Source organism: Ensifer sp., assembly GCF_035999135.1.
GTDB lineage: Bacteria > Pseudomonadota > Alphaproteobacteria > Rhizobiales > Rhizobiaceae > Ensifer.
The window spans coordinates 1-24,020 of the sequence record NZ_DASYGZ010000037.1 but is presented as its reverse complement, the minus strand read 5'-3'; the positions used below and the strand labels follow the sequence as shown (position 1 = coordinate 24,020).

General features: G+C 59.6%; 19 protein-coding genes and 1 tRNA gene. 10 read left to right on the top strand and 10 right to left on the bottom strand.

The window, feature by feature from the left end; all coding sequences use genetic code 11:
• The first annotated feature begins 285 nt into the window (after window positions 1–285).
• A complete protein-coding gene (locus VGO12_RS02840) occupies window positions 286–1,686 on the top strand; it encodes a DUF6538 domain-containing protein (RefSeq protein ID WP_327511228.1) in 1,401 nt (466 codons plus the stop codon).
• A 139-nt stretch (window positions 1,687–1,825) separates the two neighbouring features.
• Here the strand turns inward: VGO12_RS02840 and VGO12_RS02835 are convergent, their stop codons facing one another.
• Window positions 1,826–3,415, bottom strand: coding sequence for a GmrSD restriction endonuclease domain-containing protein (locus tag VGO12_RS02835; RefSeq protein WP_327511227.1), 1,590 nt, complete (start codon window positions 3,413–3,415; stop codon window positions 1,826–1,828).
• A gap of 207 nt (window positions 3,416–3,622) precedes the next feature.
• Entirely contained in the window at window positions 3,623–3,979 is a 357-nt protein-coding gene (locus tag VGO12_RS02830; RefSeq protein ID WP_327511226.1) for a hypothetical protein, read from the bottom strand.
• Window positions 3,980–4,166: 187 nt separating this feature from the next.
• Here VGO12_RS02830 and VGO12_RS02825 point away from each other — a divergent pair, with 187 nt between their 5' ends.
• From VGO12_RS02825 to VGO12_RS02800, 6 genes are all read left to right on the top strand, one after another.
• Window positions 4,167–4,808 carry a recombinase family protein gene (locus VGO12_RS02825; RefSeq protein ID WP_327511225.1) on the top strand — a complete coding sequence of 214 codons (642 nt, stop codon included), beginning with the start codon at window positions 4,167–4,169 and terminating at the stop codon, window positions 4,806–4,808.
• A 185-nt stretch (window positions 4,809–4,993) separates the two neighbouring features.
• Entirely contained in the window at window positions 4,994–7,339 is a 2,346-nt protein-coding gene (locus VGO12_RS02820) for a hypothetical protein (protein ID WP_327511224.1), read from the top strand.
• 54 nt (window positions 7,340–7,393) lie between these two features.
• A complete protein-coding gene (locus tag VGO12_RS02815; protein WP_327511223.1) occupies window positions 7,394–7,672 on the top strand; it encodes a hypothetical protein in 279 nt (92 codons plus the stop codon).
• A 1,086-nt stretch (window positions 7,673–8,758) separates the two neighbouring features.
• Window positions 8,759–9,472 (top strand): hypothetical protein, encoded by a 714-nt coding sequence (locus VGO12_RS02810; protein ID WP_327511222.1) that lies wholly within the window; start codon window positions 8,759–8,761, stop codon window positions 9,470–9,472.
• A 140-nt stretch (window positions 9,473–9,612) separates the two neighbouring features.
• Entirely contained in the window at window positions 9,613–9,756 is a 144-nt protein-coding gene (locus VGO12_RS02805) for a hypothetical protein (protein WP_327511221.1), read from the top strand.
• 10 nt (window positions 9,757–9,766) lie between these two features.
• Entirely contained in the window at window positions 9,767–10,222 is a 456-nt protein-coding gene (locus VGO12_RS02800) for a BRO-N domain-containing protein (protein ID WP_327511220.1), read from the top strand.
• Here VGO12_RS02800 and VGO12_RS02795 read toward each other — a convergent pair.
• Window positions 10,197–11,144 carry a nucleotide-binding protein gene (locus VGO12_RS02795; RefSeq protein ID WP_327511219.1) on the bottom strand — a complete coding sequence of 316 codons (948 nt, stop codon included), beginning with the start codon at window positions 11,142–11,144 and terminating at the stop codon, window positions 10,197–10,199. The genes VGO12_RS02800 and VGO12_RS02795 overlap by 26 nt on opposite strands.
• Window positions 11,145–11,493: 349 nt before the next feature.
• Between VGO12_RS02795 and VGO12_RS02790 the strand changes: the two genes are divergently transcribed.
• Together VGO12_RS02790 and VGO12_RS02785 are read left to right on the top strand one after the other, a co-directional pair.
• Complete coding sequence (locus tag VGO12_RS02790; RefSeq protein ID WP_327511218.1) at window positions 11,494–11,682, top strand: hypothetical protein; 189 nt, start codon at window positions 11,494–11,496, stop codon at window positions 11,680–11,682.
• A 2-nt stretch (window positions 11,683–11,684) separates the two neighbouring features.
• Window positions 11,685–12,014, top strand: a complete 330-nt coding sequence (locus VGO12_RS02785; protein ID WP_327511217.1) for a hypothetical protein — start codon at window positions 11,685–11,687, stop codon at window positions 12,012–12,014.
• A 98-nt stretch (window positions 12,015–12,112) separates the two neighbouring features.
• On the opposite strand, the gene VGO12_RS02780 is transcribed toward VGO12_RS02785, so the two are convergent.
• The 6 genes from VGO12_RS02780 to uvrA form a co-directional block, all read right to left on the bottom strand.
• Window positions 12,113–12,188, bottom strand: a tRNA-Ala gene (locus VGO12_RS02780).
• A gap of 152 nt (window positions 12,189–12,340) precedes the next feature.
• Complete coding sequence (locus VGO12_RS02775; protein WP_327511216.1) at window positions 12,341–12,769, bottom strand: GNAT family N-acetyltransferase; 429 nt, start codon at window positions 12,767–12,769, stop codon at window positions 12,341–12,343.
• Window positions 12,770–12,946: 177 nt separating this feature from the next.
• Window positions 12,947–16,753, bottom strand: a complete 3,807-nt coding sequence (locus VGO12_RS02770; RefSeq protein ID WP_327511215.1) for a vitamin B12-dependent ribonucleotide reductase — start codon at window positions 16,751–16,753, stop codon at window positions 12,947–12,949.
• A gap of 929 nt (window positions 16,754–17,682) precedes the next feature.
• Window positions 17,683–18,486: a DUF72 domain-containing protein gene (locus VGO12_RS02765; protein WP_327511214.1), complete on the bottom strand. Its 804-nt coding sequence runs from the start codon at window positions 18,484–18,486 to the stop codon at window positions 17,683–17,685.
• A 41-nt stretch (window positions 18,487–18,527) separates the two neighbouring features.
• Complete coding sequence (locus VGO12_RS02760; RefSeq protein ID WP_327511213.1) at window positions 18,528–18,983, bottom strand: GNAT family N-acetyltransferase; 456 nt, start codon at window positions 18,981–18,983, stop codon at window positions 18,528–18,530.
• Window positions 18,984–19,024: 41 nt separating this feature from the next.
• Complete coding sequence (gene uvrA, locus VGO12_RS02755) at window positions 19,025–21,946, bottom strand: excinuclease ABC subunit UvrA (protein WP_327511212.1); 2,922 nt, start codon at window positions 21,944–21,946, stop codon at window positions 19,025–19,027.
• 279 nt (window positions 21,947–22,225) lie between these two features.
• Between uvrA and VGO12_RS02750 the strand changes: the two genes are divergently transcribed.
• Window positions 22,226–22,786 carry a single-stranded DNA-binding protein gene (locus VGO12_RS02750; RefSeq protein ID WP_327511211.1) on the top strand — a complete coding sequence of 187 codons (561 nt, stop codon included), beginning with the start codon at window positions 22,226–22,228 and terminating at the stop codon, window positions 22,784–22,786.
• 94 nt (window positions 22,787–22,880) lie between these two features.
• Here the strand turns inward: VGO12_RS02750 and VGO12_RS02745 are convergent, their stop codons facing one another.
• Window positions 22,881–23,510, bottom strand: a complete 630-nt coding sequence (locus tag VGO12_RS02745; protein ID WP_327511210.1) for a MarC family protein — start codon at window positions 23,508–23,510, stop codon at window positions 22,881–22,883.
• Window positions 23,511–24,020: the final 510 nt, after the last annotated feature.

The window sequence follows — 24,020 nt, the reverse complement described above, 5'->3', positions numbered from 1 at the left end:
TGCCGATCACTGTCATGTGTTCAACAGTTCTTTGTGGAGACCGGGCACATTTGTCGGTCGAGGATCCCTGTTGCCAAACGACGGCTCCTGCGGAACCCCATGCCGCCGCGGTGATTTGATCGTCCACTTTCGAATCGGTCCGATGAAAACACTTGAGGCGATGGTGGAGCCGAAGGGAGGGTAACCTTTCCATCTCTTTTCTCTTTTCTTTTCAAATTCTTGTTGAAATTCAATGGGCCTTGGGACTAAGTGTGGGTACTTTTTTGGGTACTCACCGAGGATTTCATGCCAGCCCCATCATCAGCCGATACCAAATTTCTCGAAGTACACGGCAGCAAGTGGCGGGTGGTCATCAACGTCCCGAGGAAACTCCAGAGAAAGCTCGGGACGAAACTGAAGCGATCTTTGGGGACGGATAGCCTCAGCGAGGCTAACCGCCTGAAGTGGGACGTTGTGGCAGAGTTTCGAGCGACCATCGATCAAGCGAGGCGTCCGGATGTCTCGAAGGAAGCAGCTCTTGCCAGCGCCCGGGTGAAAGCCATGGAGGAGGCGCGGCGACTCTCTCAACAACGACTGGTGGCTTTCGGCACCGAGCAGCGCGAACGTGTTGATGACGCGATTGAGAACTATGCCGAAGCATTGGTCGGCGATCCGGTGGAAGTTGGCGACCACGGCCACCCGATCTATGAGCCAGATCGCGACACGCTTGCGATGGAGTTTCTTGCGGTAGCAAAGGGAAAGAGGACGCCCGTCGATTTCGAACATGCAAAGTACATGTCGATGTCTCAGGTGAAGGCCCGAACTGCCGCCGACGACAAACGAGCCATCAAGTATCTGAAGGACTGGTGCAAAGCGAATGGTGTGCCCCCATACCTTCAGGCCATTACAAAACGGGAAGCGGTCCGGTTCTGTGACGACCTTCCCGGTCTCGTTGGCAAAACAGACCCTGCGACACTGAACAAGTATATCGGTCGTCTTTCGGTGTACTGGCGCTGGCTCGAAGGGCGGCATGTGGTAGGCACCAACATCTGGCAGGGCCGCAGGTTCAAGAAGCCACTACAGACGACGGATGACAAGGAACGACCGTTCACGAACGAGGAGATGCGGAAGCTGCTGATGGGTCCGGCGACCCAAGCCATGCACGACGTTATGCGGGTTGGGGCGCTTACGGGGGCCCGACTGGATGCCATCGTTTGCCTCAAGGTGAAAGACTGCCAGAACAACACCTTCACCTTCAAGCCTCAGAAGAAGGAGCCGGGGTCGCGCCTTTGTCCGATCCATCCTGATTTGGCAGTGATCATCGCGAGGAGGTGTGAAGGCAAGGAAGACATGGACGACATCTTCCCCGAATGGCCCTTACCGAAGAAACCGGGCTCTGTGCGTGAGCGTTCATTCAAGACATCAAACCAATTCACTGACTACCGGCGAGAAGTTGGTGTGGACGACCAGAGGGAAGGCAAGCGCCGCAGCCTTGTGAACTTCCATTCGTTCCGTCGCTGGTTCATCACGAAGGCGGAACAGGCGGGGCAGCCTGAAAGTACCATCGCCGCCGTCGTCGGCCAGAAGCGGAGCGGTATCACGCTTGGGCGCTATTCCGCTGGACCAGCGTTGGAACAGGCCCGCCACTGTGTTGAGGCCGTGAAGCTGCCGGATTTGATCAGTCGCCCCAGCGAGCATCCGTCATAGCGGCGGCCGTCCCAGTCGGGTCAGGTATGTGCCTATGGGCAACTGATTCCCACAGAAGCAAATTGGATGTCAGCTCGGGGTGGCCCGACTCTGCCACCCCGGTGTGATCTGTACTTCGAACGCGTCAGGCGAACTTGACTTAGCCTTCGCAGAGCTTCCCGATGTGCGTGGCGATCTTCTCAGCTCTTTTTTTCAGGAAGGTCTCATAGTCGACGGCGGAGTAGTCGAGCTCAGTTGTCGACGGCATAAGATTTGCAGAGAACACATCGTCGACGTCCACACCGTGCTCTGAAATCGCTCTCGGGATATACTCCGTCGCTGGCGTATCCGAGACTGCGAGATTCTCCGCTGCTGCCAGCATACAGATGTTCGCCAGTGAATCGATGTTCTTCTTATTCTCCCGCTTGAGCCACGCCTGGGGGAAAATATGATGGAACTGCTTAGCGTTGTACGAAGAAAGGCACTCCACCAAGTCCACCGTCGCGCCATTCGTGATGTTTCGTGGCTTGGCTTTGGCCAGCGCAATCACGTAAGCCTTCACCACGGCGGCGCGGAAGTGAAACTTAGTGTCAATTAGGTTTGCGGCGGTGGGCGCACTGCCGAACCTGGCACACTCCCCTTCACCCTTTACGATCCATTTTACAGCCTCCCTGCTGGACGAAGTGACAAACGCTTCTGATGCACCCCTGAAATGTTCTGAGAACGAAGTTAGCCAGAACCACTGCCGCAACCGCTTCAATTGGGCCGCATCGAGCGATTTCACCTCACCGAAGACCTTCGTAAGGCAAATCATGTGAGCCTCGTAGGGCAGAAATGACATGGCTTGGATCGAGAACTCTTTCTGAAGTAGGTCAATCGCCTTGCGGAGAGCCTCCTTCGTCCGATTTGTGGCATCAGATATTCTCTGCTCCCCGAGCTCTCGAATGCGGAGAACGTCCTCCTTCTTCACGCTTTCAATCAGGACAACAGAGATACACTTCAGGATCGTTTCGTTCGAAATCCCATCGAACCCCTTTGGGGCGAGCTCGCTGGCTATTCCTTCCGCGTGGGCGGCCAAATCAAATGTCTTCGACCAAGTTGCCGCAGCGATTAAGTCGAAGGTGGACAGTCGTGTCCCCGAACTGTTGATCCTTTCAAAGATTGGGCAGACCTCTTCAACGGTAAGGTCGCGCAATTCTACGACGGGAATGCGATAGCCGGTAATTGCCCCGATCAACGCATCAAGTCGCTCCTGCAGGACCTCTCGATCATCAAGTGTCTGAAGGGCGGTTCGGAAATTGAGAAGGTCTGTCGTCCTGTAAACGTAGCGAAGAGGAAAGTGATGAACTTGCAGTGCGTCGGTGCCTACGTGAAACGCCTCGTTGCGCAAATCGTACACGGGCTTGAAACCCGGGTCTGTCGGGGCGGCACCAAACGCAGAGTAGACCACAGTGATTCGCTGTTGCCCATCCAAGACATACTTGGTTGGCGTCATCTCATCCGTCTGCGGTAGCTGAAACGTCCCGAGCTCTCTTTCGGAATTGAGCTTGTCAGCAGTTCTCCAGAGCAAGACGCTCCCCACAGGATAACCCCGAGCAATGCTGTCGACCAACTTGATCGCTTGGTCCTCTTTCCACACGAACGGACGTTGGAATTTCGGAATCTTGATCTCGCCTTTTCGAATATCAGCGATGATGTCTTCAAAGTTCAGAGGGTCAGTCGTCAGTCTGCCCCTTACGTGCGCCACCATTTACCTGTCCTTGTGCTAACCTGAAGCCCTGCCGTGCGGAACGGAGCCTACTCTGGGTTGTTCCAGAAAGCACGATGGCACAGGATTCGGATAGGTCTTTCTTCAAGCTGCCCGTAATTTTCAACGCAAATATTTGAGACCGCCATTCAGATCGTGAGATCACAAAGTTTCCCCCCCGGGTGGGGCAGGTGATCTCAGATCGGGGGGCTACTTGTGTTGGGTGGCAACTTCTTCAGCCTCGCATCGGGCATATTGCTCAGCTTCGCTTGCGAAGTCTGCTGCTTCCTTTGCAGCGTCCGCCGCTTCGCTAACGTAGTTGTTGAGTGTCCTGACGTAGCTGTCGACCTCATCTTGGTAGCTGGAGATTTCCCAATCCGAACAGGTGTGCTCTCCAGAGTAGCGGAAGTCAGACAGGCAGTGGGGTACATCAGGCTTCGAGAAAGACCCGGGCGCGTCGGGTAGCGAGATTGTAGTAGACGGCTCCGAACAGTAAGCGAAGACACCACTTGCGGTCGCCAGAACCAAACACCCCGCACTGACCGCAATAACTAAGACGCTGTTCATTCCTTCCCCCTTGAACTGAAGGCCCAGGTTATCGCTTTCGCATCTGTTCGCAATGCCTGTTGGGAGCCAGTTCAATTTGGGTGTGCATCAAGAGAACCGGTGCAAAGGCGGTTCGATAAATACCGATTGACAACCCATAGCGAACTGAAGATAAGCGAACCACCTAAATCGAACTCAGGGGTTCCCGATGCATATTCGTGCTTATCTCCGCGCCAGCACCAAAGAACAGGACGCGAGCCGCGCCAGAGATGACCTTCAGCGGTTCGCAGGTGAGCGCGGATTGAAGATCGTCTCTTGGTATGTCGAGAACGAGAGCGGCGCTTCCTTGGCACGTCCTGAGCTTTTCCGGCTTCTGTCGGATTGCCATCCCGGCGACATTCTCTTGGTCGAGCAGGTTGACCGACTGAGCCGCCTTAATGCCGAGGACTGGTCGAAGCTCAAGGCCGAGATAGCTGCGAAGCGGGTTCGCGTTGTGGCGCTGGACCTCCCGACCTCCTACCAACTGGCCAACTCTGGCGACGACTTCACGGGCCGGATGCTCGACGCGATCAATGGCATGATGCTCGACATGTTGGCGGCAATCGCTCGGAAGGACTACGAGGATCGCAGAAGGCGTCAGGCTCAGGGCATAGCCAACGCAAAGAGCCGTGGCACATACAAGGGTAGACCCGAGGACAGTGAGCGCAATGCGGCCATTTTGACGATGCTCATGAACGGCCAAAGCTGGACCAGCATCATTGCCGCGACCGGTTGCTCAAGGTCCACCCTGTCCCGTCTCTTGCAACGAGTAAGGGCCGAGGACGTGGGCACTGAACCAACTAATGGCTGATTTAACGTTGCGGCAGTGGAGTTTCAGCTCGTTGGGGCGTTTCGCGCTACTACCCCAACTAAAATCTCAGAACACGCTCAGGAGGCCGCTACGGTGACATGATGCGGGGTCGAATAGGGACAACAGGAGCAATTTCATTTCGATCTTGCGCCCACCTCCCATCGACACCGCGAAAGGAAATCACCATGGCACAAGGCCGGGTTCAGGCACCGGAGTTGCAGGGCAATGTCGCTCTGCGTCCCGCTCCCATTCAATCAGACACATTCGCCGCCCCGGCCCGACCGGCGCAGGACAACAGGATGGCGTCGTTGGCTCAGGCCCTCGGCGCTTTCTCCACAAGCATCGGCAACTACGCCCAGACGGTCCAGCCTTCGAAGGAAGACCGACAGAAAGCCATCTGGGCAGCCGAGCGTAGGATCGAGGGTATGACCCTGCCCGAGGTCCGAGAGGCCGTGGACAGTGGTCGTCTCCCGGTCTACGCCGACAAGTGGGCACAGCAGTCGTCCAACGCTATCGCCGGGGGCAAGGCCGGGTTCGTCTTCGCGACCGAGCTGAAGGACCAGATGACCCGGGACTTCGACTGGGACAATGGCGATCCCGACAAGCACATCACCGACGCGATGAACGCCTACATCGACAACAGCCCGTACAAGGACGACCCGAACTTCGGTTCCAACTTCGTGAAGAGTGCCTCGGCGCTTCGCGAGTGGTCCGTCAAGTTCAGGACCGACCGTAAGACCCAGCATTTCGTCGAGGGCCAGAACCAGTCCGCCTTCGACTATCTCGACACCTACATCCGCTCTCAGGCTGAAGGAACCGAGCCGACCGAACTTGCGAAGAACCTGTTCAAGCAGCTCCCGCTCCTCGGCAAGGAAGGTACCCTCGGTGTCAACGGGGAAGCGCTCGAAGGTGAGGTTCTGAACGTCGCTCGGCGCATCGCCGGCACTCACCCGGAAGTCGCCCTGGCTATCATCAATCACACCCGCAAGGGCCGCGATGGGATGGACCGATCGTTCGCCGGGGATCAGGACAAGCAGGATGTCGTTCTGCAGATCAGGGCTCAGGCTGCGAAGGCAATCGGCGATCAGTACGAAGCCTCCGAGAAGGAACGCATCGGCAACTTCAACGTCGAGCTGTTCCGGGCTGGAAACGGCGAGCAGATCGTGGACCGGACGATCAAGACCCCGGATGGACGAGAGGTCACACTCACGGCTGAGAACCAGCGCAAGGCCGTCGAGGAAGAGTACGGGCGTCAGTCCCAGCTCATCGCCAAGGATCGCAAGGAGACCTCCAGCGAGACCATGTTCCGAGAGCTGCGGGATTATCGCCGCCAAGGCATGACACACCCGGGTCTGGAGAAGACGCTCACCGGCATGGCTGACATGGCCTCCGTCGAGATGATCGGCGATCCCGAGAGCAAGGCGAGCCTGATGAACAAGCTGAACGTCTATCGTCAGCTCCGTCAGGAGAGCAAGAACTCGATCATGGCCTACACCAAGGAGAAGGACCGCGATTTCGCCGAGGCGTTTATTGAGGGCGCATCCTATCTCGACATGTCCGACGACGCCGCTCTCGACTTCGCCATCAAGGTCATCCAGCCGCTCGACGCTTCAGGCCGAGAGCAGGTTGCCAAGTATCAGCGCGAGATCGACAGTGCAGTCGGTAGCCTTGCGACGAACAAGGGCTGGCTCGGGATCGAATGGGACAGCGACCCCAGCAACTATTCGACCGTGCGGACCAAGGTCACCCAGCTCGCCAGCAAGATCGTCGCCGCAGGTGTCAAGCCGAAGGATGCGATCACGATGGCAGCGAACGCGGTCAAGGCGAACACCCAAGTCCACAACGGTACGCTCCTCGATCTCAATGGTCTGGACGTGCCGGATCAGTTCCCTGAGGCCGTGGACGAGGCTCTCGCTCAGTTTATATTCGCAAACCCCAAGGTGATCGAACGCTCAGGTCTCGACCCCGAGGACCTGACCATCGTTCCGCTCGGCGGCGATGTCTCAGGTGGGCGCTTCAAGATCGTCTCGAAGGAGAACATCGCGACTGCGCTCTACAACGATCGGCAGGAGGTTGCCATCCTGACGCTACCCGGCATCCGCAAGATGTGGAACGCCAAGACGGCAGCCGAGAACCACGTCACCGCCCGGACACACGTGTTTGATCACTCGGTCCAACAGAAGGGGTTTGTGTACGCAACAGATGTTGACGGCTCCAAAGCGTGGATCGATCCCAAGACCAAGGAGGTCTATTCCTTCCAGTACACCGAGAAGGACAATATGCCTATCTGGCGAAAGACCGGGAAGCGCTACAAGCGTGCCAAAGTGGTCGATGGGGACGGCGGTTTCGTGCTTCAGGGCTACGAGAAGGGCAAGTTCTGGGGGCGGATGAGCGGTTCCGACCTCAAGAAGCACCGTCAGGAAATGAAGAAGTGGGAAGACGACCATGATCGTGCTGCGGCAGAGCGGCGCAAGTTCTGGGGATCGTTACTCCCCAGCATCAAGGTCGGGAACACCGTCCTCAACGACTAAACCCAAGTTCGGCCTCGGATAATCTCCGGGGCCTTTTTTCATTTAGGAGAACCAATGCCCTCCAGCAGAAACAGCGAATACCGGCCCGTGCGCTACTTCGCGGTGACATACTTCGACGGGGACGAGACCCTGAGCGATGGCCGTCAGTCCGTCTTCCGTTCGAAACGATTGTGCCGTGCCAAGCGTATCGCTCGATCAAACATGCCGCTCAATGCCGACCGAATGGAACTTGTCGAGATCAACGGCGCAGACTTCGATGAGTTGCGAGAGGCGCACTGGCACCGCTCCGGGCAAATAGGGACAACAGTAGGTACGCCGGGGGTTCACCTATAGTTATACACTATGGTTACACCATGGTGGGCTCAGGTCCTGACCAAAGGCGCTCCTTCAGAGGGGAGGGTGTCATCACCTCTCCTCCCATGACCAGAGCCTCACTGCGGTAACCACGGTCCGCACCTGCGGCATTGCCTTGGGCTGTCCTGAGGCTCCCTCTCGCAGGTGATCACCGTGGCATCCACGCGAGAGCATTCAATCGCTCGCACCGAGGTCTAATCCGTAATGAGGAGGATCAGCGATCCCCTCCTGACCAGTAGTCAGCCTAAGGTCCACCGGAGTTGCACCGTCTGTCTTCGCCCTGGGCGATCTGTGACGGGCACGGACACTGTTTCGGAAGGCGACCACCAGACACGCTTAGGCTCGTCTCCGGTGCTGACGCCCAGCCAAACCCCCGGCGCTCGCAAATCGCCTCCACCGCATCAGAAAGATTGTCGGTCTGAGCGCAGCGGCTGGACGCGGTGCGCCCTGTTCATCGTCAACACATCACCACCAACAGGAAAGGTATCCTGCATTGATCCCTGCGGTCATCACCGCCATACACACCATTGAATTGATCGGCTCGTTTGTCGCCCGTCATGTCGAAAGCGACCTCACGGTCGATCTTACGTCCCGTCGAAACCGCAGCACCACCCGAGGCCCAATCTCCCCGTTGTGCCGGAAGCTCGTTGACCTCGGGCATGACCCGAGCGGGAAGGTCCACGTCATCCGCAAGGCGTTGGATAGCGACGGACACATTCCCGTCTTCCAAAGAGACCGAGCGTTGAAGACTTGGGCTGACCTCGATTGCGTCGAGAGTGAGGGTCGGTCGGTGGTTGTCCAGAAATATAGGCCATTCCCTGTTGCGGTAGACGCATTTCAGAGAGGTTAGCGCCTTCGGTTGGCACTGGTAGCCAGAAGACTTTGAACGCTTCCTTGGAGGGGGCTGGCGGTAACACGCTGGCTACCCTGTCGGGGCAACTGTCGCTGGATCAGCTTGTTTTGTCCTTTGGGGTCTTTATCGGTGTCTTTTCCTAAGTCGATCCACTTCTACTATTGCGCTGCAACTACTAAATATACGGTGGGTTGCGAAAGAGGGGCTGACAAATGCAATACGAGTTGATGACCGAGCAGGACTACGATGAACTTCCCGAAGACCCGGCTCTAAAGTTCGTTGCCCTTGAAGCGATTTGCCGAAGGAGGTTAAATGAGGCCATCTCGCAAGATACACCACAGCAGTTCGATCAGTTGATCCAAATGCAGTACATGTCTGTGGTGTCGGCGGCTGCTGCTGAATTGGGAGTCGAAGGCCCGTCGTATCCCTCCCATCTTGATGAACCTCACGCAGCCTTCAACGGCTTCATGCTGGAGGCAGCATCAATAGTCACACGAATACGATTGCGCACGACAGCGTCCAAGGCCGGTTCTGTACGGCTGAGCGAGAGATCGAAGGGCAAAATAGAGTTGCAACTTCGTCGGTTGGAGCAGCTTATCCGCGAAGCTGAAATGAGCGATGCGAAGAGACGGGCGTTGCTTAATCGAATTGCAGAGTTCAGGGAGGAACTTAGTCGCAACCGCCTTAACTTTGGTAAGACCATGGCAATCCTTGCAGCGGTGAGCGTTGTGATTACCTCAGGCACGAGTTTCCTTGCTGACGCGCCAGAAGCCATAGCGACTATCACCAGCATCATCGGGGCCGACAAAGAGGCCGAAGAAACCGAGGCCAAGCGGCTTGGCGCACCTCCGGTTCCTAAGGCGTTACCGGCGCCGGAGAAAGGCAATTCCCAGTTTGTCGTAGCAGATGACGACATCCCATTCTGAGTCCCTCCAATAGGAGGGTTCGGGTAACGCCGATCAAGAAACCGGCCAGGAGCCACACCCCGAGCTATCGCCCCAGCGGAGCGTCCAGCTACAGCCCAGCGCCGACCACGGTCATCCAGCAGCAGCGCTCGGGCGGCGGGATGTTCTCAAACATCGTCGGCACGATGATCGGCATGGGTGCCTACAATTGGCTGTTCGGGGATGACGAGAAGGAGCAGCCGCAGGTCCCGGCTGTTGCCCCGATCCCGACGCCGAGCCCGTTGGCTACCCCGGCTGCGAACTGAGGAGGCAGCGATGACAGACACCACTCTCTTCAAGTTCAAGGACCGCGAGGTTCGCACGGTGATGATCGACTGTGAGCCGTGGTTCGTGGCTGCAGATGCTTGCCGCGCCCTTGGCCTTGCGGTTTCAGCCAGAGGTCAGGTCAACGTGACCATGGCCACCGCATCCCTGAGCGACACCGAGGTTGGTTTCATTCAGATTGAGACCAAACACATCGTTGGAACGCGCCGGGTCAAAACAAAGGTGGTCTCCGAGAGCGGCCTCTACAAGCTGGTCATGCGCTCCGACAAGCCCGAGGCCAAGGACTTCCAGAACTGGGTCACCCGCGTGGTTCTCCCGGCGATCCGCAAGGACGGCGGCTACATCCACGGCGAGGAGCATGTGGTCTCCGGGGCGATGACCGAGGACGAGCTGGTGTTCAAGGCCATGGAGGTCATGAATTTCAGACGTTGTAACCGGCCTGTTTGAGTTCCAAGCGGATGGTGTCCTTCCAAGACCCGCCGTCATCCATGCTCACGTAAACGACCCCGCTGATGTCGTTGGGTGTTTCAACGTGGCCTTTGACCATCGCAGCAACTCGCTTTCGACCAAGCCGAGCAATGAGGTAGCCATGTTCAAAGACCACGTTCTGTCTGGCGCGGTAGCGCGAGTTAAGCTCGCCACGTCGCCGCCCTTCGTCGCACTCCGTGTATAGCGCGATGCCATAGCCAACGTTCGTGTAGTGCTCAATCTTCTCGATGATTGTCATGCCAAGGCTGGCTTGCTGATGCAAAATGATCGGAACAAGTCCGAGCGACTGTATAAAGCTCGCGGCGTCCAGTTTCGCAATCTCGTCCTGTCCATGGACGATAAAGACTTCCCTTGGCAGTCCTTCCGCTCCTGACGGATTGGATTCTGCCACAGGTAGGGGCATCGGAGCAGGACTACGGACCTTCAGAGCCGCGCTCACCTGCTCAGGCGTCAAGTATCCTTTGTCGATCAGAATTTCCCACAAAGGTTGGTCCTTGACGGCCCAGTGGGTCCGATACAGCTCGAGCTTTCCGAGTTCAATCTCTGAGCGCATGTCGTTCAGCGCCCCACTCGGGAGGGCTGGGAGATTGGGGTCGAACTCGAATTTGATCGCTACGCGTTCACCTGAAACCGCGACGTCCGTAAGGTAGCCAATTCGCGTCGGCACGGGTTCATGTTCAACGGCGAAGAGGCAGGGAAAGCTCTTCAGCTCGGCCACCGCCGCCTCGCTCAAATCACGGTAGCGTTCACTGACCGCTTCGGCAGTGTATTCGACCGCAACCCTTGACCTCTCGACCTCCCAATCGGTGCCGTCCCATTCGCTGTCTACGTAGGCAATTAGCAAGTTAAACACGGTGGCTCCTGCAATCGTAAGAAGCATCCAACTCCCGTGCTTAACCCGAGCTTCGCGTTTTGTTCAAGGACAGGGGGCAGGAATGCCCTCTTATGAAGCCCATCGTCCAATGGTTTTTTCCAAGGTCCGAATTTCGTTCCACCGAAGCAATTCTGTGGAGCCTCAGGAAAGTCCCACCCCTCGCAAGAGCCTGAACCGCAAAGCGTTTCTTCGGCTTGATAGAAGAGCGAGATGTTTCCACCAGCGGAATGGTTCCGTCAGTGGAGTAAATTATTGAAATCATTTACTAATGTGGAGATTGACGAAGCTGCCAATGGACGGATAGGTGCGATCGGGGGAAAGCCCCCAAGTGATTTGCGAACAGGGAGACGACGCAATGCTCATCAAGATCGGCGGCTTCGAGTTGGAGGTCTCGCACGACAGCATGTTCCTCGGCATCAACCTCGGGAAGCGCTGGCGTTACCAAACATTTCGCACATGGACGGCGACGGGGCTGAGTGCATCGGATTGGATCGACCGCAGCCTGAACAGCGAGGCCATCGAGGTCGATTGCAGGGGGCTCTGAAGATGCGGAAGAAGATCGCGAAGCCCACACAGCGGGTCCAGCCGGTGTCACCCCGCAAGTTCAATAACCTCCAATCCTTAGGTGTCCCGGTCCAGTATGACACCGTCTACGGCTACTTCTCCAGAAGGTTTCCTGACGTATTCGACAGGCTTGACGACCCCATCACCTATCTCGGCAACGACATTGAGGCCTTGGTCATCCGGTCGTTCGACATGGGACGCCTCTACAAGATCGTCGAAGCTCCACAAGCACTAAGGGAGCGCGGTGTGGAACGGGTTCTGGCTTTCCCGCATGTCGTGTTGGTCCGACACTACCATCGACGGACGGATTAAATGGGTACTCACAGTGGGTACTTTCTTGGGTACTCACGTCCCGGTGCTGTTCTTCTATCTAATTGATTTTGATAGATAATTACGAGTTCACCATGGGATGGTGGAGCCGAAGGGAGTCGAACCCTCGACCTCCGCAGTGCGATTGCGGCGCTCTCCCAACTGAGCTACGGCCCCGTTCCCGCGGGATCATGAACCAATCCGACGTCATTGCAAGGGGCATCGGATCAGCCAAATCTGGTTCCATCGCTCCCGTATCCCCGAGCAGAAAGGCGGCTCGAGCGTGGAGCGGGGGCGTCGGCAACGGATCGAGCGTGGAGCGCGGCGCATCAGTATCGCTTCTTCAGAAAATAGCGTGCGATCGCTCCGTCGCCGCCTTCGAGCTCGCCAAAGACTTTAAAGCCGAGCTTCTCGTAGAACGGCCGTGCCTGGAATTCGAAGGTGTCGAGCCAGAGGCCGATGTAGCCGCGCTCTCGCGCGATCTTCTCTGCCTCCTCGATCAGGCGTCGCCCAAGACCTTGGCCACGGTACTCATCGGGAACGGCGAGATAGCGGATGAAGGCCCAGCCATAGCCATCGGTCGCGTAGAGCCCGCCAGTGGCGGCCTTGGTCTCGGGATCGCGAAGCACGATGGCAAAGCCGGGCAGGTCGGCCATGCCGCTGTGAGCATCGTTGAAAGCGTCGAGCGGCGCGACGATGCCGCGCAGGTCTTCGCTGCAGGGGTCTGTGAGAACGACATCGATGATAGGGACGGACATGAGAGGAACTCGGTTGGCGGTTGGGCATGCGTGCGGCGCGCATTGCGCGTCAGCAGCGTATTCGCGGCCGGTTCCTGAAAGCAAGTCGACCCGAAGCAGGCTTCGGGTCGATGAAGGTGGTCGGTGTCGGCGAGCGGCGGCATGTGGGCAGCCACAGCAGCCCAAAGCGCCGAGAGCTTAGCTGCAGCCGCTGGTCGCGCCGCAGGTGTCGCACTTCTCGCAGGTGCCGTTGCGCACCATCGTGAAGTTCTGGCACTCGGTGCACATGTTGCCGGTGTAGCCCTGCATGATCGAGCGGGCGCGGCGCTCGGCCTCGACCTTCTTGGCATCCGACTTGGCTGATGCGGCTTCCGCGGCTGCCTTGTCGGAGAAGAGGGCGGTCACATCCGTTACCGTCTCGGTCGTTTCCTCTGCGATCTCTTCTGCGAGTTCCGCAGCGCGCTCTTCGTAGTCGCGCTTGAAGGCGACGATTTCGGACGTTGCGATCGCGGTCGTCGTTTCGATCTTGCGCACCGTGTTGCCGGCGATCGCCGTGATCGTTGCGCCGGAGGAGGCGCGGGCAGGGGCTGCGGTCGAGGAACCCTTGGGCTCGCTTGCCGAGCGGTCGGCCGTGCCGCCGACGATGGTCGGCTTGTAGCCGCGGGTCCAGCCGGTGGAGATCAGGTTGGTCTTGCCTTCCTGGATGCCCTTGCCGAGCGCCGTGTTGCCGAAGTCGGAGGTGTCGACATGGGCAAGGTCGTGGCGGCCGAGATAGGACACGGCCAGTTCGCGGAACACGTAGTCGAGGATCGACGTCGCGTTCTTGATCGCGTCGTTGCCCTGGACCATGCCGGCCGGCTCGAACTTGGTGAAGGTGAAGGCCTCCACATATTCTTCGAGCGGCACGCCGTATTGCAGGCCGAGCGAGATGGCGATGGCGAAATTGTTCATCATCGCACGGAAGGCGGCGCCTTCCTTGTGCATGTCGATGAAGATCTCGCCGAGGCGGCCGTCACCGAACTCGCCGGTGCGCAGATACACCTTGTGACCACCGACGACGGCCTTCTGGGTATAGCCCTGGCGGCGGTTCGGCAGCTTTTCGCGGGCCCGGATCACCTTTTCGATGACGCGCTCGACGATTTTCTCGGTGATGGTAACGGCCTGGGCGGCGGCGGGCGCCTGGATCAGATCCTCAAGCGCATCCTCGTCCTTGTCGTCCTCGATCAGCGAGGCGTTGAGCGGCTGCGACAGCTTGGAGCCGTCGCGGTAGAGCGCGTTGGCCTTCAGAGCCAGCTTCCACGAGAGCATGTAGGCGCTCTTGCAGTCCTCGACGGTTGCCTCGTTCGGCATGTTGATCGTCTTGGAGATCGCGCCCGAAATGAACGGCTGGGCAGCCGCCATCATGCGGATGTGGCTTTCGACCGACAGATACCGCTTGCCGATCTTGCCGCAGGGGTTGGCGCAATCGAACACCGGCAGGTGCTCGTTCTTCAGGAACGGCGCGCCTTCAAGCGTCATCGCGCCGCAGACGTGGATGTTGGCCGCTTCGATGTCCTTCTTCGAAAAGCCCATGTGGTCGAGAAGGTTGAAGTCCATCGCGCCGAGATGTTCGTCGGTGACCTTCAGCGTGCCCTTCAGGAAGTCGGCGCCGAGCGTCCACTGGTTGAAGACGAACTTGATATCGAAGGCGCTCTTCAGCGCGGCATTGACCGCTTCCACCTTTTCGTCGGTGAAGCCCTTGGCCTTCAGCGTCGACGGATTGATCGCCGGCGCCTGGTTCAGGTTGCCGTGGCCGACTGCGTAGGCCTCGATCTCGGCGATCTGGCTTTCGCCGTAGCCGAGCGAGCGCAGCGCATCGGGGACAGCGCGGTTGATGATCTTGAAGTAGCCGCCGCCGGCGAGTTTCTTGAACTTGACGAGCGCGAAGTCGGGCTCGATGCCGGTCGTGTCGCAGTCCATGACGAGACCGATCGTGCCGGTCGGCGCAATCACGGTTGCCTGGGCGTTGCGGTAGCCGTGCTTTTCACCGAGTTCCAGCGCCTTGTCCCAGGCGCTCATGGCGTGGATGACGAGATCCTGGTCCGGGTTGTCGCCATGGATGAGCGCGACCGGGTTGACCGACAGCGCCTCGTAACCGGTCGCCTCGCCATAGGCGGCGCGGCGGTGGTTGCGGATGACGCGCAGCATGTTGTCGCGGTTCGGGGCAAAGCCCGGGAACGGACCGAGCTTCTCGGCCATTTCGGCCGATGTCGCGTAGGAGATGCCGGTCATGATGGCGGTGAGCGCGCCGGCAATCGCACGGCCCTCAGCGCTGTCATAGGGGATACCCGAGGACATCAGGAGGCCGCCGATGTTGGCATAGCCAAGGCCGAGCGTCCGGTATTCGTAGGAAAGTTCGGCGATCTCGCGGGATGGGAATTGCGCCATCATGACCGAGACTTCGAGAACGATGGTCCAGAGGCGGACAGCGTGCTCGTAGTCGGCGATGTTGATGCGCTTGGTCGCCGCATCCTTGAACATCATCAGGTTCAGCGAGGCGAGGTTGCAGGCGGTGTCGTCGAGGAACATGTATTCCGAGCACGGGTTCGACGCGCGGATCGGGCCGGCGGCGGGGCTGGTGTGCCAGTCGTTCATCGTCGTGTTGAAGTGCAGGCCCGGATCGGCCGACGCCCAGGCGGCGTAGGAGATCGATTCCCAGAGGTCGCGGGCCTTCAGCGTCTTCATCACGCGGCCGTCCTTGCGGGCGGTCAGGTGCCAGTCGCCATCGGTTTCGACGGCGCGCAGGAAGTCGTCCTTGATCGAGACCGAGTTGTTGGAGTTCTGGCCGGAAACCGTGAGATAGGCTTCCGAATCCCAGTCGGTGTCGTAGGTCTTGAACTCGAGGTCCTTGTAGCCTTGCTTGGCGAACTGGATGACGCGCTGCACATAGTTTTCCGGAACCAGCGCCTGCTTGGCAGCGCGGATCTCGCGCTTCAGCGCCGGGTTCTGCTTCGGGTCATAGCAGGCGTCGTCGGTGCCGTCGCAGTTGACGCAGGCCTTCATGATCGCCTTCAAGTGCTTGGCGACGACCTTGGAACCGGTGACGAGGGCTGCAACCTTCTGCTCTTCCTTCACCTTCCAGTTGATGTATTCCTCGATATCCGGATGGTCGATGTCGACGACGACCATCTTGGCGGCGCGGCGGGTTGTGCCGCCCGACTTGATGGCGCCGGCGGCGCGGTCGCCGATCTTCAGGAACGACATCAGGCCGGAGGACTTGCCGCCGCCCGAGAGCTTTTCGCCTTCGCTGCGCAGGTGCGAGAAGTTGGAGCCGGTGCCCGAGCCGTACTTGAACAGGCGCGCTTCGCGCACCCAGAGATCCATGATGCCGCCCTCGTTGACGAGGTCGTCGGCAACCGACTGGATGAAGCAGGCGTGCGGCTGCGGGTGCTCATAGGCCGACTTCGACTTGGTCAGCTTGCCGGTGAAGGGGTCGACGTAGAAGTGGCCCTGGCCGGGGCCGTCGATGCCGTAGGCCCAGTGCAGGCCAGTGTTGAACCATTGCGGCGAGTTCGGCGCGACGCGCTGCGTGGCGAGCATGTAAGCAAGTTCGTCCTGGAAGGCGGAGGCGTCTTCTTCGGTGTCGAAATAGCCGCCCTTCCAGCCCCAATAGGCCCAGGTGCCGGCCAGGCGATCAAAAACCTGGCGCGCATCGGTTTCGGAGCCGTACTGCTCTTCCTTCGGCAGCGCCTTCAGCGCGTCCTGATCGGGAGCGGAGCGCCAGAGGAAGGAGGGGACATCGTTCTCCTCGACGCGCTTCATCTTGGCGGGAACGCCGGCCTTGCGGAAATACTTCTGGGCGAGAATGTCGGCCGCGACCTGGCTGAACTGCGCCGGTACGTCGATGTCGGCGAGACGGAAGACGATCGAACCATCCGGGTTCTTGATTTCACTCGTAGCCTTGCGGAATTCGATCTCCGCATAGGCGGATTGCCCGGCCTTGGTGAAACGACGTTCGATCTTCATTGTCCCTGGTCCTTCGTGTTGCCTTGCGCCCGCCACAGGCGCAGTTGTCCCCGCCCGGCCGCGAGGGCATCCCGCAGCCAGTCTCAGCTTCCGTCCTTGGAGAGAAACCCATATCTGGGTGACCCTGTATCTTGTGGAATAGGCTGGCTGCAAGCACTAAATATAGTGTTAACAGCATCTTTATGCCAGCCAAAATTTGCCCCGGCGGGCCTCAAAAATCGCACATAAATCCTCACGGCGACCGCATGGAGGAATCCATGACTGCCGCCTGTCAGAACCGCCGATTTGGTGAGATGAACCGGGCTCTAAACAATCCGGTCCGCCGCCGTCGCAACGTGAAATCCATTAACCGTGAATCGTCCGGGGGCGTCAAGGGGTGGTTTGTGACGGAAGTTTGAGCGCTAGATGTTGTGTGGGTCAGCTGTGGAAAACGGGGACATTGGCCAACACCATGAAAATCAGGCACTTCCGGAGGTTGCCTGTGAGACTGACGCAACGGTCGGCACGCGATCAAAAAATTGACGGGTAAAAACCCGCATAAAATTCATCCGTAGCGGCAAGCTCGGTTGCTCCCGCAAGGGCAATATGGGGTGGGCTGGTGATTCGCTTTTCTGGCGTGGCCAAACCTCGCTTGTCCGGCCTCCGCCATAACGCCGGCGTCACCTGCCGGGGACCCGTGAGCCGGTTGGATGTGGAGGACGCCCCAGCGGACACAGGCGCTCTTAAAGGCACGCAAGGGGTCGCTGCAATCGTATGATTTGCTGCGCGATTTTGTCCTTGGATCAGCGAGGATCAAGCCGAACTCAAGGATTGCCGAGGTCTCACGGGTCCGCACGTGCGGCATATGGAAGGGAGCGACGGCAATGGGGCCAGCTGCACGACTGCGCGCCGACCCCAATATTACGCTCTCCGCTGCCTCGTCGCCGGAATCAATCCACCCGCTTTTGCAGTTCGCGCGCGCCGTTTGGCGCATTCACCTTTCCCTCGGTGATGAAGAAGGCAAAGACGTCGCGAGGCTCTCTGGCGGGTTTGCGTTCCGGTGCGCTCTTTTCCAGACCGCTCGGCTCGTCGCCCGCCGCGAACGCCTTGGCGCGCTCGGCCCAGAGGTCCAGCTTGTCCGTTGAATAGCAGGTCTTGATGTCGTCGCTGCCCCTTTGCAGGCGCAGATAGACGAAGTCGGCGGTGACATCGGCGATCATCGGGTAATCCGCGTGTTCGGCAAGCACGACGGCGACCTTGTATTTCTCAAGCAGCGCCACGAACTCCGCCGTCTGGAAGGTCGGGTTGCGCACCTCGACCACGTGGCGAAGCGGCAGGCCGTCCTGCTTTGCCGGCAGCAGTTTCAAGAAGCCTTCGAAATCATCCGGATCGAACTTCTTCGTCGGCGCGAACTGCCAGAGAATGGGCCCAAGATGCGGCCCGAGTTCGGTCAGGCCCTGCGTCAGGAACCGCTCCATGGATTCACCGGCTTCCGAAAGCACCTTGCGATTGGTGACGAACCGGCTGGCCTTCAGCGAGAAGATGAAATCGTCAGGCACCTCGGAGGCCCATTTGGCGAAGGTCTCGGGCTTCTGCGAGGAATAATAGGTGCCGTTCACCTCGATCGCGCGCAGCTCCTTGCCGGCGAATTCGAGCTGCCGCTTTTTCGCGAGCGTCTCGGGATAGAAGGTGCCCTCCCAGGGCTCGAAGGTCCAGCCGCCGATGCCAACGCGGATCTTTGCGGAATTTGCCATGCCGTCCTCCTCAAGCGCAGCCGGTATATTGCTGCTTTCGTTCAATCTTTGATCGTCTTTACCATGTCCACGAGTAACCATCCTGGACGATGCGGATTGGGTCGGCGACCCGTTTCTTGAAATCCATGGGCGCGATAGAGCGCGATGTTACGCTCCATGCGCGAATTGGTGTAAAGCCGCACTTCCGGCAACGCCCAGTCGGCCGCCTTGCCGTCCGCGAATTTCAGCAGACCGACGCCAAGTCCCTGGCCCTGAAAGGCGGGCGCAACGGCGAGGCTGAAGATCATCAGGTGGTCGGCATGGCGTTCGATGACCGCAAGTGCCGAAATCGTTGCCTCGTCCTCACACACCCAGACTTCGCGGCGCCCGATGCGCGGCACATAGTCCTCGGTCATTGGCAAGGGTGGGCTGCCAAGCAGTGCCCGATAGGGCTCATAGGCGGCAGAAGTCACGCTGAGAACCGCTGCCAGATCGTCCGGACGAGCAAGCCGCATCATGTGGGGATCACTCCTTCCGGTGGCCGCACCGGTCGATGCGGCTATTCCGCCGCCTCGACCTTTCTCATCGGCCGGCGCTCCAGAAGCTCCTTCAGGAACTGGCCGGTATAGGAGCGCTTCTCCTTGACGACCTCCTCCGGCGTGCCCTTGGCAATGACCTCGCCGCCGCCGTCGCCGCCTTCGGGACCGAAGTCGATGATCCAGTCGGCGGTCTTGATGACCTCGAGATTGTGCTCGATGACCACGACAGAATTGCCCTGGTTGACAAGCTCATGCAGCACTTCAAGCAGCTTGGCTACGTCATGGAAATGCAAGCCGGTTGTCGGCTCGTCGAGGATGTAGAGCGTGCGTCCGGTCGAACGCTTCGACAATTCCTTGGCGAGCTTGACGCGCTGGGCTTCGCCGCCCGAAAGCGTGTTGGCCTGTTGGCCGACCTTGATGTAGCCGAGACCGACCTGATTGAGCGTCACAAGCTTGTCGCGCACCGAGGGGACGGCGGCGAAGAAGTCGACGCCTTCCTCGACGGTCATGTCGAGCACGTCGGCGATCGACTTGCCCTTGAAATGCACATCGAGCGTTTCGCGGTTGTAGCGTTTGCCATGGCAGACGTCGCAAGTGACGTAGACATCCGGCAGGAAGTGCATTTCGATCTTGATGACGCCGTCGCCCTGGCAGGCCTCGCAGCGGCCGCCCTTGACGTTGAACGAGAAGCGGCCCGGCTGGTAGCCGCGGGCCTTCGCTTCCGGCAGGCCGGCGAACCAGTCGCGGATCGGGGTAAAGGCGCCAGTATAAGTTGCCGGGTTCGAACGCGGCGTGCGGCCGATCGGCGACTGGTCGATGTCGATCACCTTGTCGATATGTTCGAAACCGTCGATGCGGTCGTGCTCGGCAGGGTTTTCGCGGGCACCCATGATGCGGCGGGCGGCTGCCTTGTAGAGCGTCTCGATCAGGAAGGTCGACTTGCCGCCGCCGGAAACCCCGGTGACGGCGGTGAAGACCCCGAGCGGGATCGACGCGGTGACATTCTTCAGGTTGTTGGCGCGCGCGCCGACGACGGTGATTTCCTTTTTCTTTTTCGGCTTGCGGCGCTCGGCCGGCACGGAAACCGAAAGTTCGCCAGACAGATACTTGCCCGTCAGCGATTTCGGATTGGCCATGACATCGGCGGGCGAGCCTTGCGCGATGACCTCGCCGCCATGGATACCTGCGGCTGGCCCGATATCGACGACGTAATCGGCCGTCAGGATCGCGTCCTCGTCATGTTCGACGACGATCACGGTGTTGCCGATGTCGCGCAGATGACGGAGCGTCTCGAGCAGGCGGGCGTTGTCGCGCTGGTGCAGGCCGATCGACGGCTCGTCGAGCACGTAGAGAACGCCGGTCAGGCCGGAGCCGATCTGCGACGCCAAGCGGATGCGCTGGCTTTCACCACCCGACAGCGTGCCGGAGTTGCGTGACAGGCTCAGATATTCAAGCCCGACGTCGTTGAGGAAGCGCAGACGGTCGCGGATCTCCTTGAGGATACGCACGGCGATTTCGTTCTGCTTGGCGTTGAGATGCTCCGGCAGCGCTTCGAACCAGTCGCGCGCGATGCGGATCGACATCTCGGTCACCTGGCCGATGTGCAGCTTGTCGATCTTGACGGCCAGCGCTTCGGGCTTCAGCCGGAATCCGGCACAGGCCGGGCAGGGGGCTGCCGACATGTAGCGTTCGATTTCCTCACGCGCCCAGGCGCTGTCGGTTTCCTTCCAGCGGCGCTCGAGGTTGGGCACGATGCCCTCGAAATTCTTGGTGGTGTTGTAGGAGCGTGCGCCGTCTTCATAGTGAAAGACGATCTTTTCTTCCGTTCCATGCAGGATGGCGTTCTGCGCCGCGGACGAAAGCTCGTTCCAGCGGTTGCCGAGCTTGAAGCCGAACACCTTGCCGAGCGCTTCCAGCGTCTGGTTGTAGTAGGGAGACGAGGATTTCGCCCAGGGCGCGATCGCGCCATCGCGCAGCGTCCGGTGTTCTTCCGGAACGATCAGCGCCGTGTCGATCTTCTGCTGGCTGCCGAGGCCGTCGCAGGTCGGGCAGGCGCCGAAGGGGTTGTTGAAGGAGAACAGCCGCGGCTCGATCTCGGAAATGGTGAAGCCGGACACCGGGCAGGCGAATTTTTCGGAAAACAGCACGCGCTCGTGCGTTTCGTTGAGCGACTTGTTGGCCGAGCCGCCGGCGGCGGTCTCCTCCGCCGGCAGCGGCTTGTCGGCAAATTCCGCGACGGCGAGCCCATCGGCGAGCGTCAGGCAGGTTTCAAGACTGTCGGCAAGGCGCGAGGCGAGGTCCGGCCGGACGACCACGCGATCGACCACCACGTCGATGTCGTGTTTGTACTTCTTGTCGAGGGCCGGGACCTCGGCGATCTCGTAGAAGGTGCCGTCGACCTTGACGCGCTGAAAGCCCTTCTTCATCAGCTCGGCGAGTTCCTTCTTGTACTCGCCTTTGCGGCCGCGCACGAGCGGTGCAAGGATGTAGAGGCGCGTGCCTTCGCCAAACTCGAGCACCCGGTCGACCATCTGGCTGACCGTCTGGCTTTCGATCGGAAGGCCCGTTGCCGGAGAATAGGGAACGCCCACGCGCGCAAACAGCAGGCGCATGTAGTCGTAGATCTCGGTCACGGTCCCGACCGTCGAGCGCGGATTGCGCGAGGTCGTCTTCTGCTCGATCGAGATCGCCGGCGACAGGCCGTCGATCTGGTCGACATCCGGCTTCTGCATCATTTCCAGGAACTGGCGCGCATAGGCCGAGAGGCTCTCGACATAGCGGCGCTGGCCTTCGGCATAGATCGTGTCGAAGGCAAGCGACGACTTGCCCGAACCGGACAGGCCGGTCATCACGATCAGCTTGTTGCGCGGCAGATCGAGGTCGATGCCTTTCAGATTGTGCTCGCGCGCACCACGAATGGAGATGGTCTTGAGTTCACTCATCGGAAGCCAGCTTTTGCATGTCGGTTGAAAGCCCCCTATGTAATGACGCTAACGCCCATGTCGAGGCGCAATCGGCAAAACAGGCGGCCAATTCGAGTCGGTTGACAGGATCATAGCCAAATACTAGAACAAATAAAGAACAAAACATCCATAAAACGACCAAAACTGTTGTGGATTATGTCTGAGGCGGGGCGTATCGGCGGGTTCTGACCGCTAAGATGCGCGCTCTTGAAATTCCAAGCCGGACCGTTGGTCCGGTGAAACCACGGGAAAAGCAACATGGCTGGAAGCGTCAACAAGGTGATCTTGATCGGAAATGTCGGGGCAGACCCGGAAATCCGGCGCACGCAGGACGGCCGGCCGATCGCCAACCTGCGCATTGCCACCTCGGAGACCTGGCGCGACCGCAACAGCGGCGAGCGCAAGGAAAAGACCGAATGGCACACGGTCGTCGTCTTCAACGAAGGCCTGTGCAAGGTTGTCGAGCAATATGTGAAGAAGGGCGCCAAGCTCTACATCGAAGGCGCGCTGCAGACCCGCAAGTGGCAGGACCAGAACGGCAACGACCGTTATTCGACGGAAATCGTGCTGCAGGGCTTCAACTCGACGCTGACGATGCTTGATGGCCGCGGCGAAGGCGGCGGCGGTGTCAGCCGTGGTGGCGGTGGCGGTTCGAGCGACTTCGGCGGCGGCGGCAACTACGGCGGCGGCGGTGGTTACGACGATTACGATCAGCCGCGCCAGTCCTCGGGCGGCGGCCGTTCCGGCGGCGGCCAGGGTGGTCAAGGTGGCCAGGGCGGCGGCTTCTCGCGCGACATGGACGACGACATTCCGTTCTGATGACACGCAGATCCTATTGACGAAAAACGCCACGTCCTTGCGACGTGGCGTTTTTCGTTGGGGCTTCCGCTGGGACGTTGGCCAGGGTCCCGATCTAAACCGCCATCGCCGACTTCACCCCGTCGACGACGAATTGCACCGCCAGCGCCGCCAGGATGACGCCCAGCAGGCGTGTGAGGATGGCGCGGCCAGTGACACCCAGAAAGCGATCGACGCGTTCAGCGATGACCAGCGCCAGGAAGAGGCTGAGCATCGACAGGGCGATGACGATCAGCAATTGCATGCGCTCGATGGCCGTCGGGAACGATCCGGCGAGCAGGATTGTCGCCGAGATCGCTCCGGGGCCGGCAATCAGCGGCAGGGCAAGCGGAAAGACCGCGATGTTGTGGATGTGGTCCTTGACCGTCGCGTTCTCGCCGGTCTTTTCCTTTCGCTCCTGGCGTTTCTCGAAGATCATCTCGAAGGCGATCCAGAACAGCAGCAGGCCGCCGGCGATGCGGAAGGCGCCGATCGAGATGCCGAGCAGGCCGAGGATGCTGTTGCCGAAGAGCGCGAAGGCCGCGAGAATGAAGAACGCGATCAGGGAGCCGCGTGTGGCGACCTGAAAGCGCTCCTGCCGGCTGAGGCCGACCGTGAGGCTCAGGAAGATCGGCGCAAGGCCCGGCGGATCGAGCGTGACGAGAAGTGTCGTCAGCGCATTGACCAGGAGGTCGACATTGAACATCCGTTTCCCCTTCCGGATTCTCGCCCCGGGTGTTCCCGGTGGCGTCAGCGCATTGTTAGGCAAGCGGCCGGGCCTTGGGAAGAGGGAGGCAAACAAAGTCTCAGCAATGACTTAATGAGCATTCGCTGCGCTCGTTGCGGCCTCAAATCCGCCGCGCGCCGGCCTTTGGCGGATGGGGGCTTCCGATTTCGCGCGCCATGCCCTAGAAAAGCCTGCTACGCCGGCAAAAGACTGTTCACAACTGCTGCATGGCGCAATTGGCCAGACCCGGGAAAATCTGGCGAATCATGCGGCGAATCAACGCGTTACAGAAACATCTTCACGTGCCGGCGGGCGATTGGCGCGAAGGGCCGCAGATTGGCGCTTCCGGTGGCAATCCGCTATAAATATCCGACTGATTCTGAACAAAGATCGTGATCACCATTGACTGAGCAAAGCACCCCCGGCGGCGGAAAAACTCCGCCAGGCATCGAGCCGATTTCCATCATCGAGGAAATGCAGCGGTCCTAT

Excerpts from the sequence above, each read along its gene's own strand:
- VGO12_RS02840 (WP_327511228.1), top strand. The coding sequence starts at position 286 with ATGCCAGCCCCATCATCAGCCGATACCAAATTTCTCGAAGTACACGGC.
- VGO12_RS02835 (WP_327511227.1), bottom strand. The coding sequence starts at position 3,415 with ATGGTGGCGCACGTAAGGGGCAGACTGACGACTGACCCTCTGAACTTT.
- VGO12_RS02830 (WP_327511226.1), bottom strand. The coding sequence starts at position 3,979 with ATGAACAGCGTCTTAGTTATTGCGGTCAGTGCGGGGTGTTTGGTTCTG.
- VGO12_RS02825 (WP_327511225.1), top strand. The coding sequence starts at position 4,167 with ATGCATATTCGTGCTTATCTCCGCGCCAGCACCAAAGAACAGGACGCG.
- VGO12_RS02820 (WP_327511224.1), top strand. The coding sequence starts at position 4,994 with ATGGCACAAGGCCGGGTTCAGGCACCGGAGTTGCAGGGCAATGTCGCT.
- VGO12_RS02815 (WP_327511223.1), top strand. The coding sequence starts at position 7,394 with ATGCCCTCCAGCAGAAACAGCGAATACCGGCCCGTGCGCTACTTCGCG.
- VGO12_RS02810 (WP_327511222.1), top strand. The coding sequence starts at position 8,759 with ATGCAATACGAGTTGATGACCGAGCAGGACTACGATGAACTTCCCGAA.
- VGO12_RS02805 (WP_327511221.1), top strand. The coding sequence starts at position 9,613 with ATGTTCTCAAACATCGTCGGCACGATGATCGGCATGGGTGCCTACAAT.
- VGO12_RS02800 (WP_327511220.1), top strand. The coding sequence starts at position 9,767 with ATGACAGACACCACTCTCTTCAAGTTCAAGGACCGCGAGGTTCGCACG.
- VGO12_RS02795 (WP_327511219.1), bottom strand. The coding sequence starts at position 11,144 with ATGCTTCTTACGATTGCAGGAGCCACCGTGTTTAACTTGCTAATTGCC.
- VGO12_RS02790 (WP_327511218.1), top strand. The coding sequence starts at position 11,494 with ATGCTCATCAAGATCGGCGGCTTCGAGTTGGAGGTCTCGCACGACAGC.
- VGO12_RS02785 (WP_327511217.1), top strand. The coding sequence starts at position 11,685 with ATGCGGAAGAAGATCGCGAAGCCCACACAGCGGGTCCAGCCGGTGTCA.
- VGO12_RS02775 (WP_327511216.1), bottom strand. The coding sequence starts at position 12,769 with ATGTCCGTCCCTATCATCGATGTCGTTCTCACAGACCCCTGCAGCGAA.
- VGO12_RS02770 (WP_327511215.1), bottom strand. The coding sequence starts at position 16,753 with ATGAAGATCGAACGTCGTTTCACCAAGGCCGGGCAATCCGCCTATGCG.
- VGO12_RS02765 (WP_327511214.1), bottom strand. The coding sequence starts at position 18,486 with ATGGCAAATTCCGCAAAGATCCGCGTTGGCATCGGCGGCTGGACCTTC.
- VGO12_RS02760 (WP_327511213.1), bottom strand. The coding sequence starts at position 18,983 with ATGATGCGGCTTGCTCGTCCGGACGATCTGGCAGCGGTTCTCAGCGTG.
- uvrA (WP_327511212.1), bottom strand. The coding sequence starts at position 21,946 with ATGAGTGAACTCAAGACCATCTCCATTCGTGGTGCGCGCGAGCACAAT.
- VGO12_RS02750 (WP_327511211.1), top strand. The coding sequence starts at position 22,226 with ATGGCTGGAAGCGTCAACAAGGTGATCTTGATCGGAAATGTCGGGGCA.
- VGO12_RS02745 (WP_327511210.1), bottom strand. The coding sequence starts at position 23,510 with ATGTTCAATGTCGACCTCCTGGTCAATGCGCTGACGACACTTCTCGTC.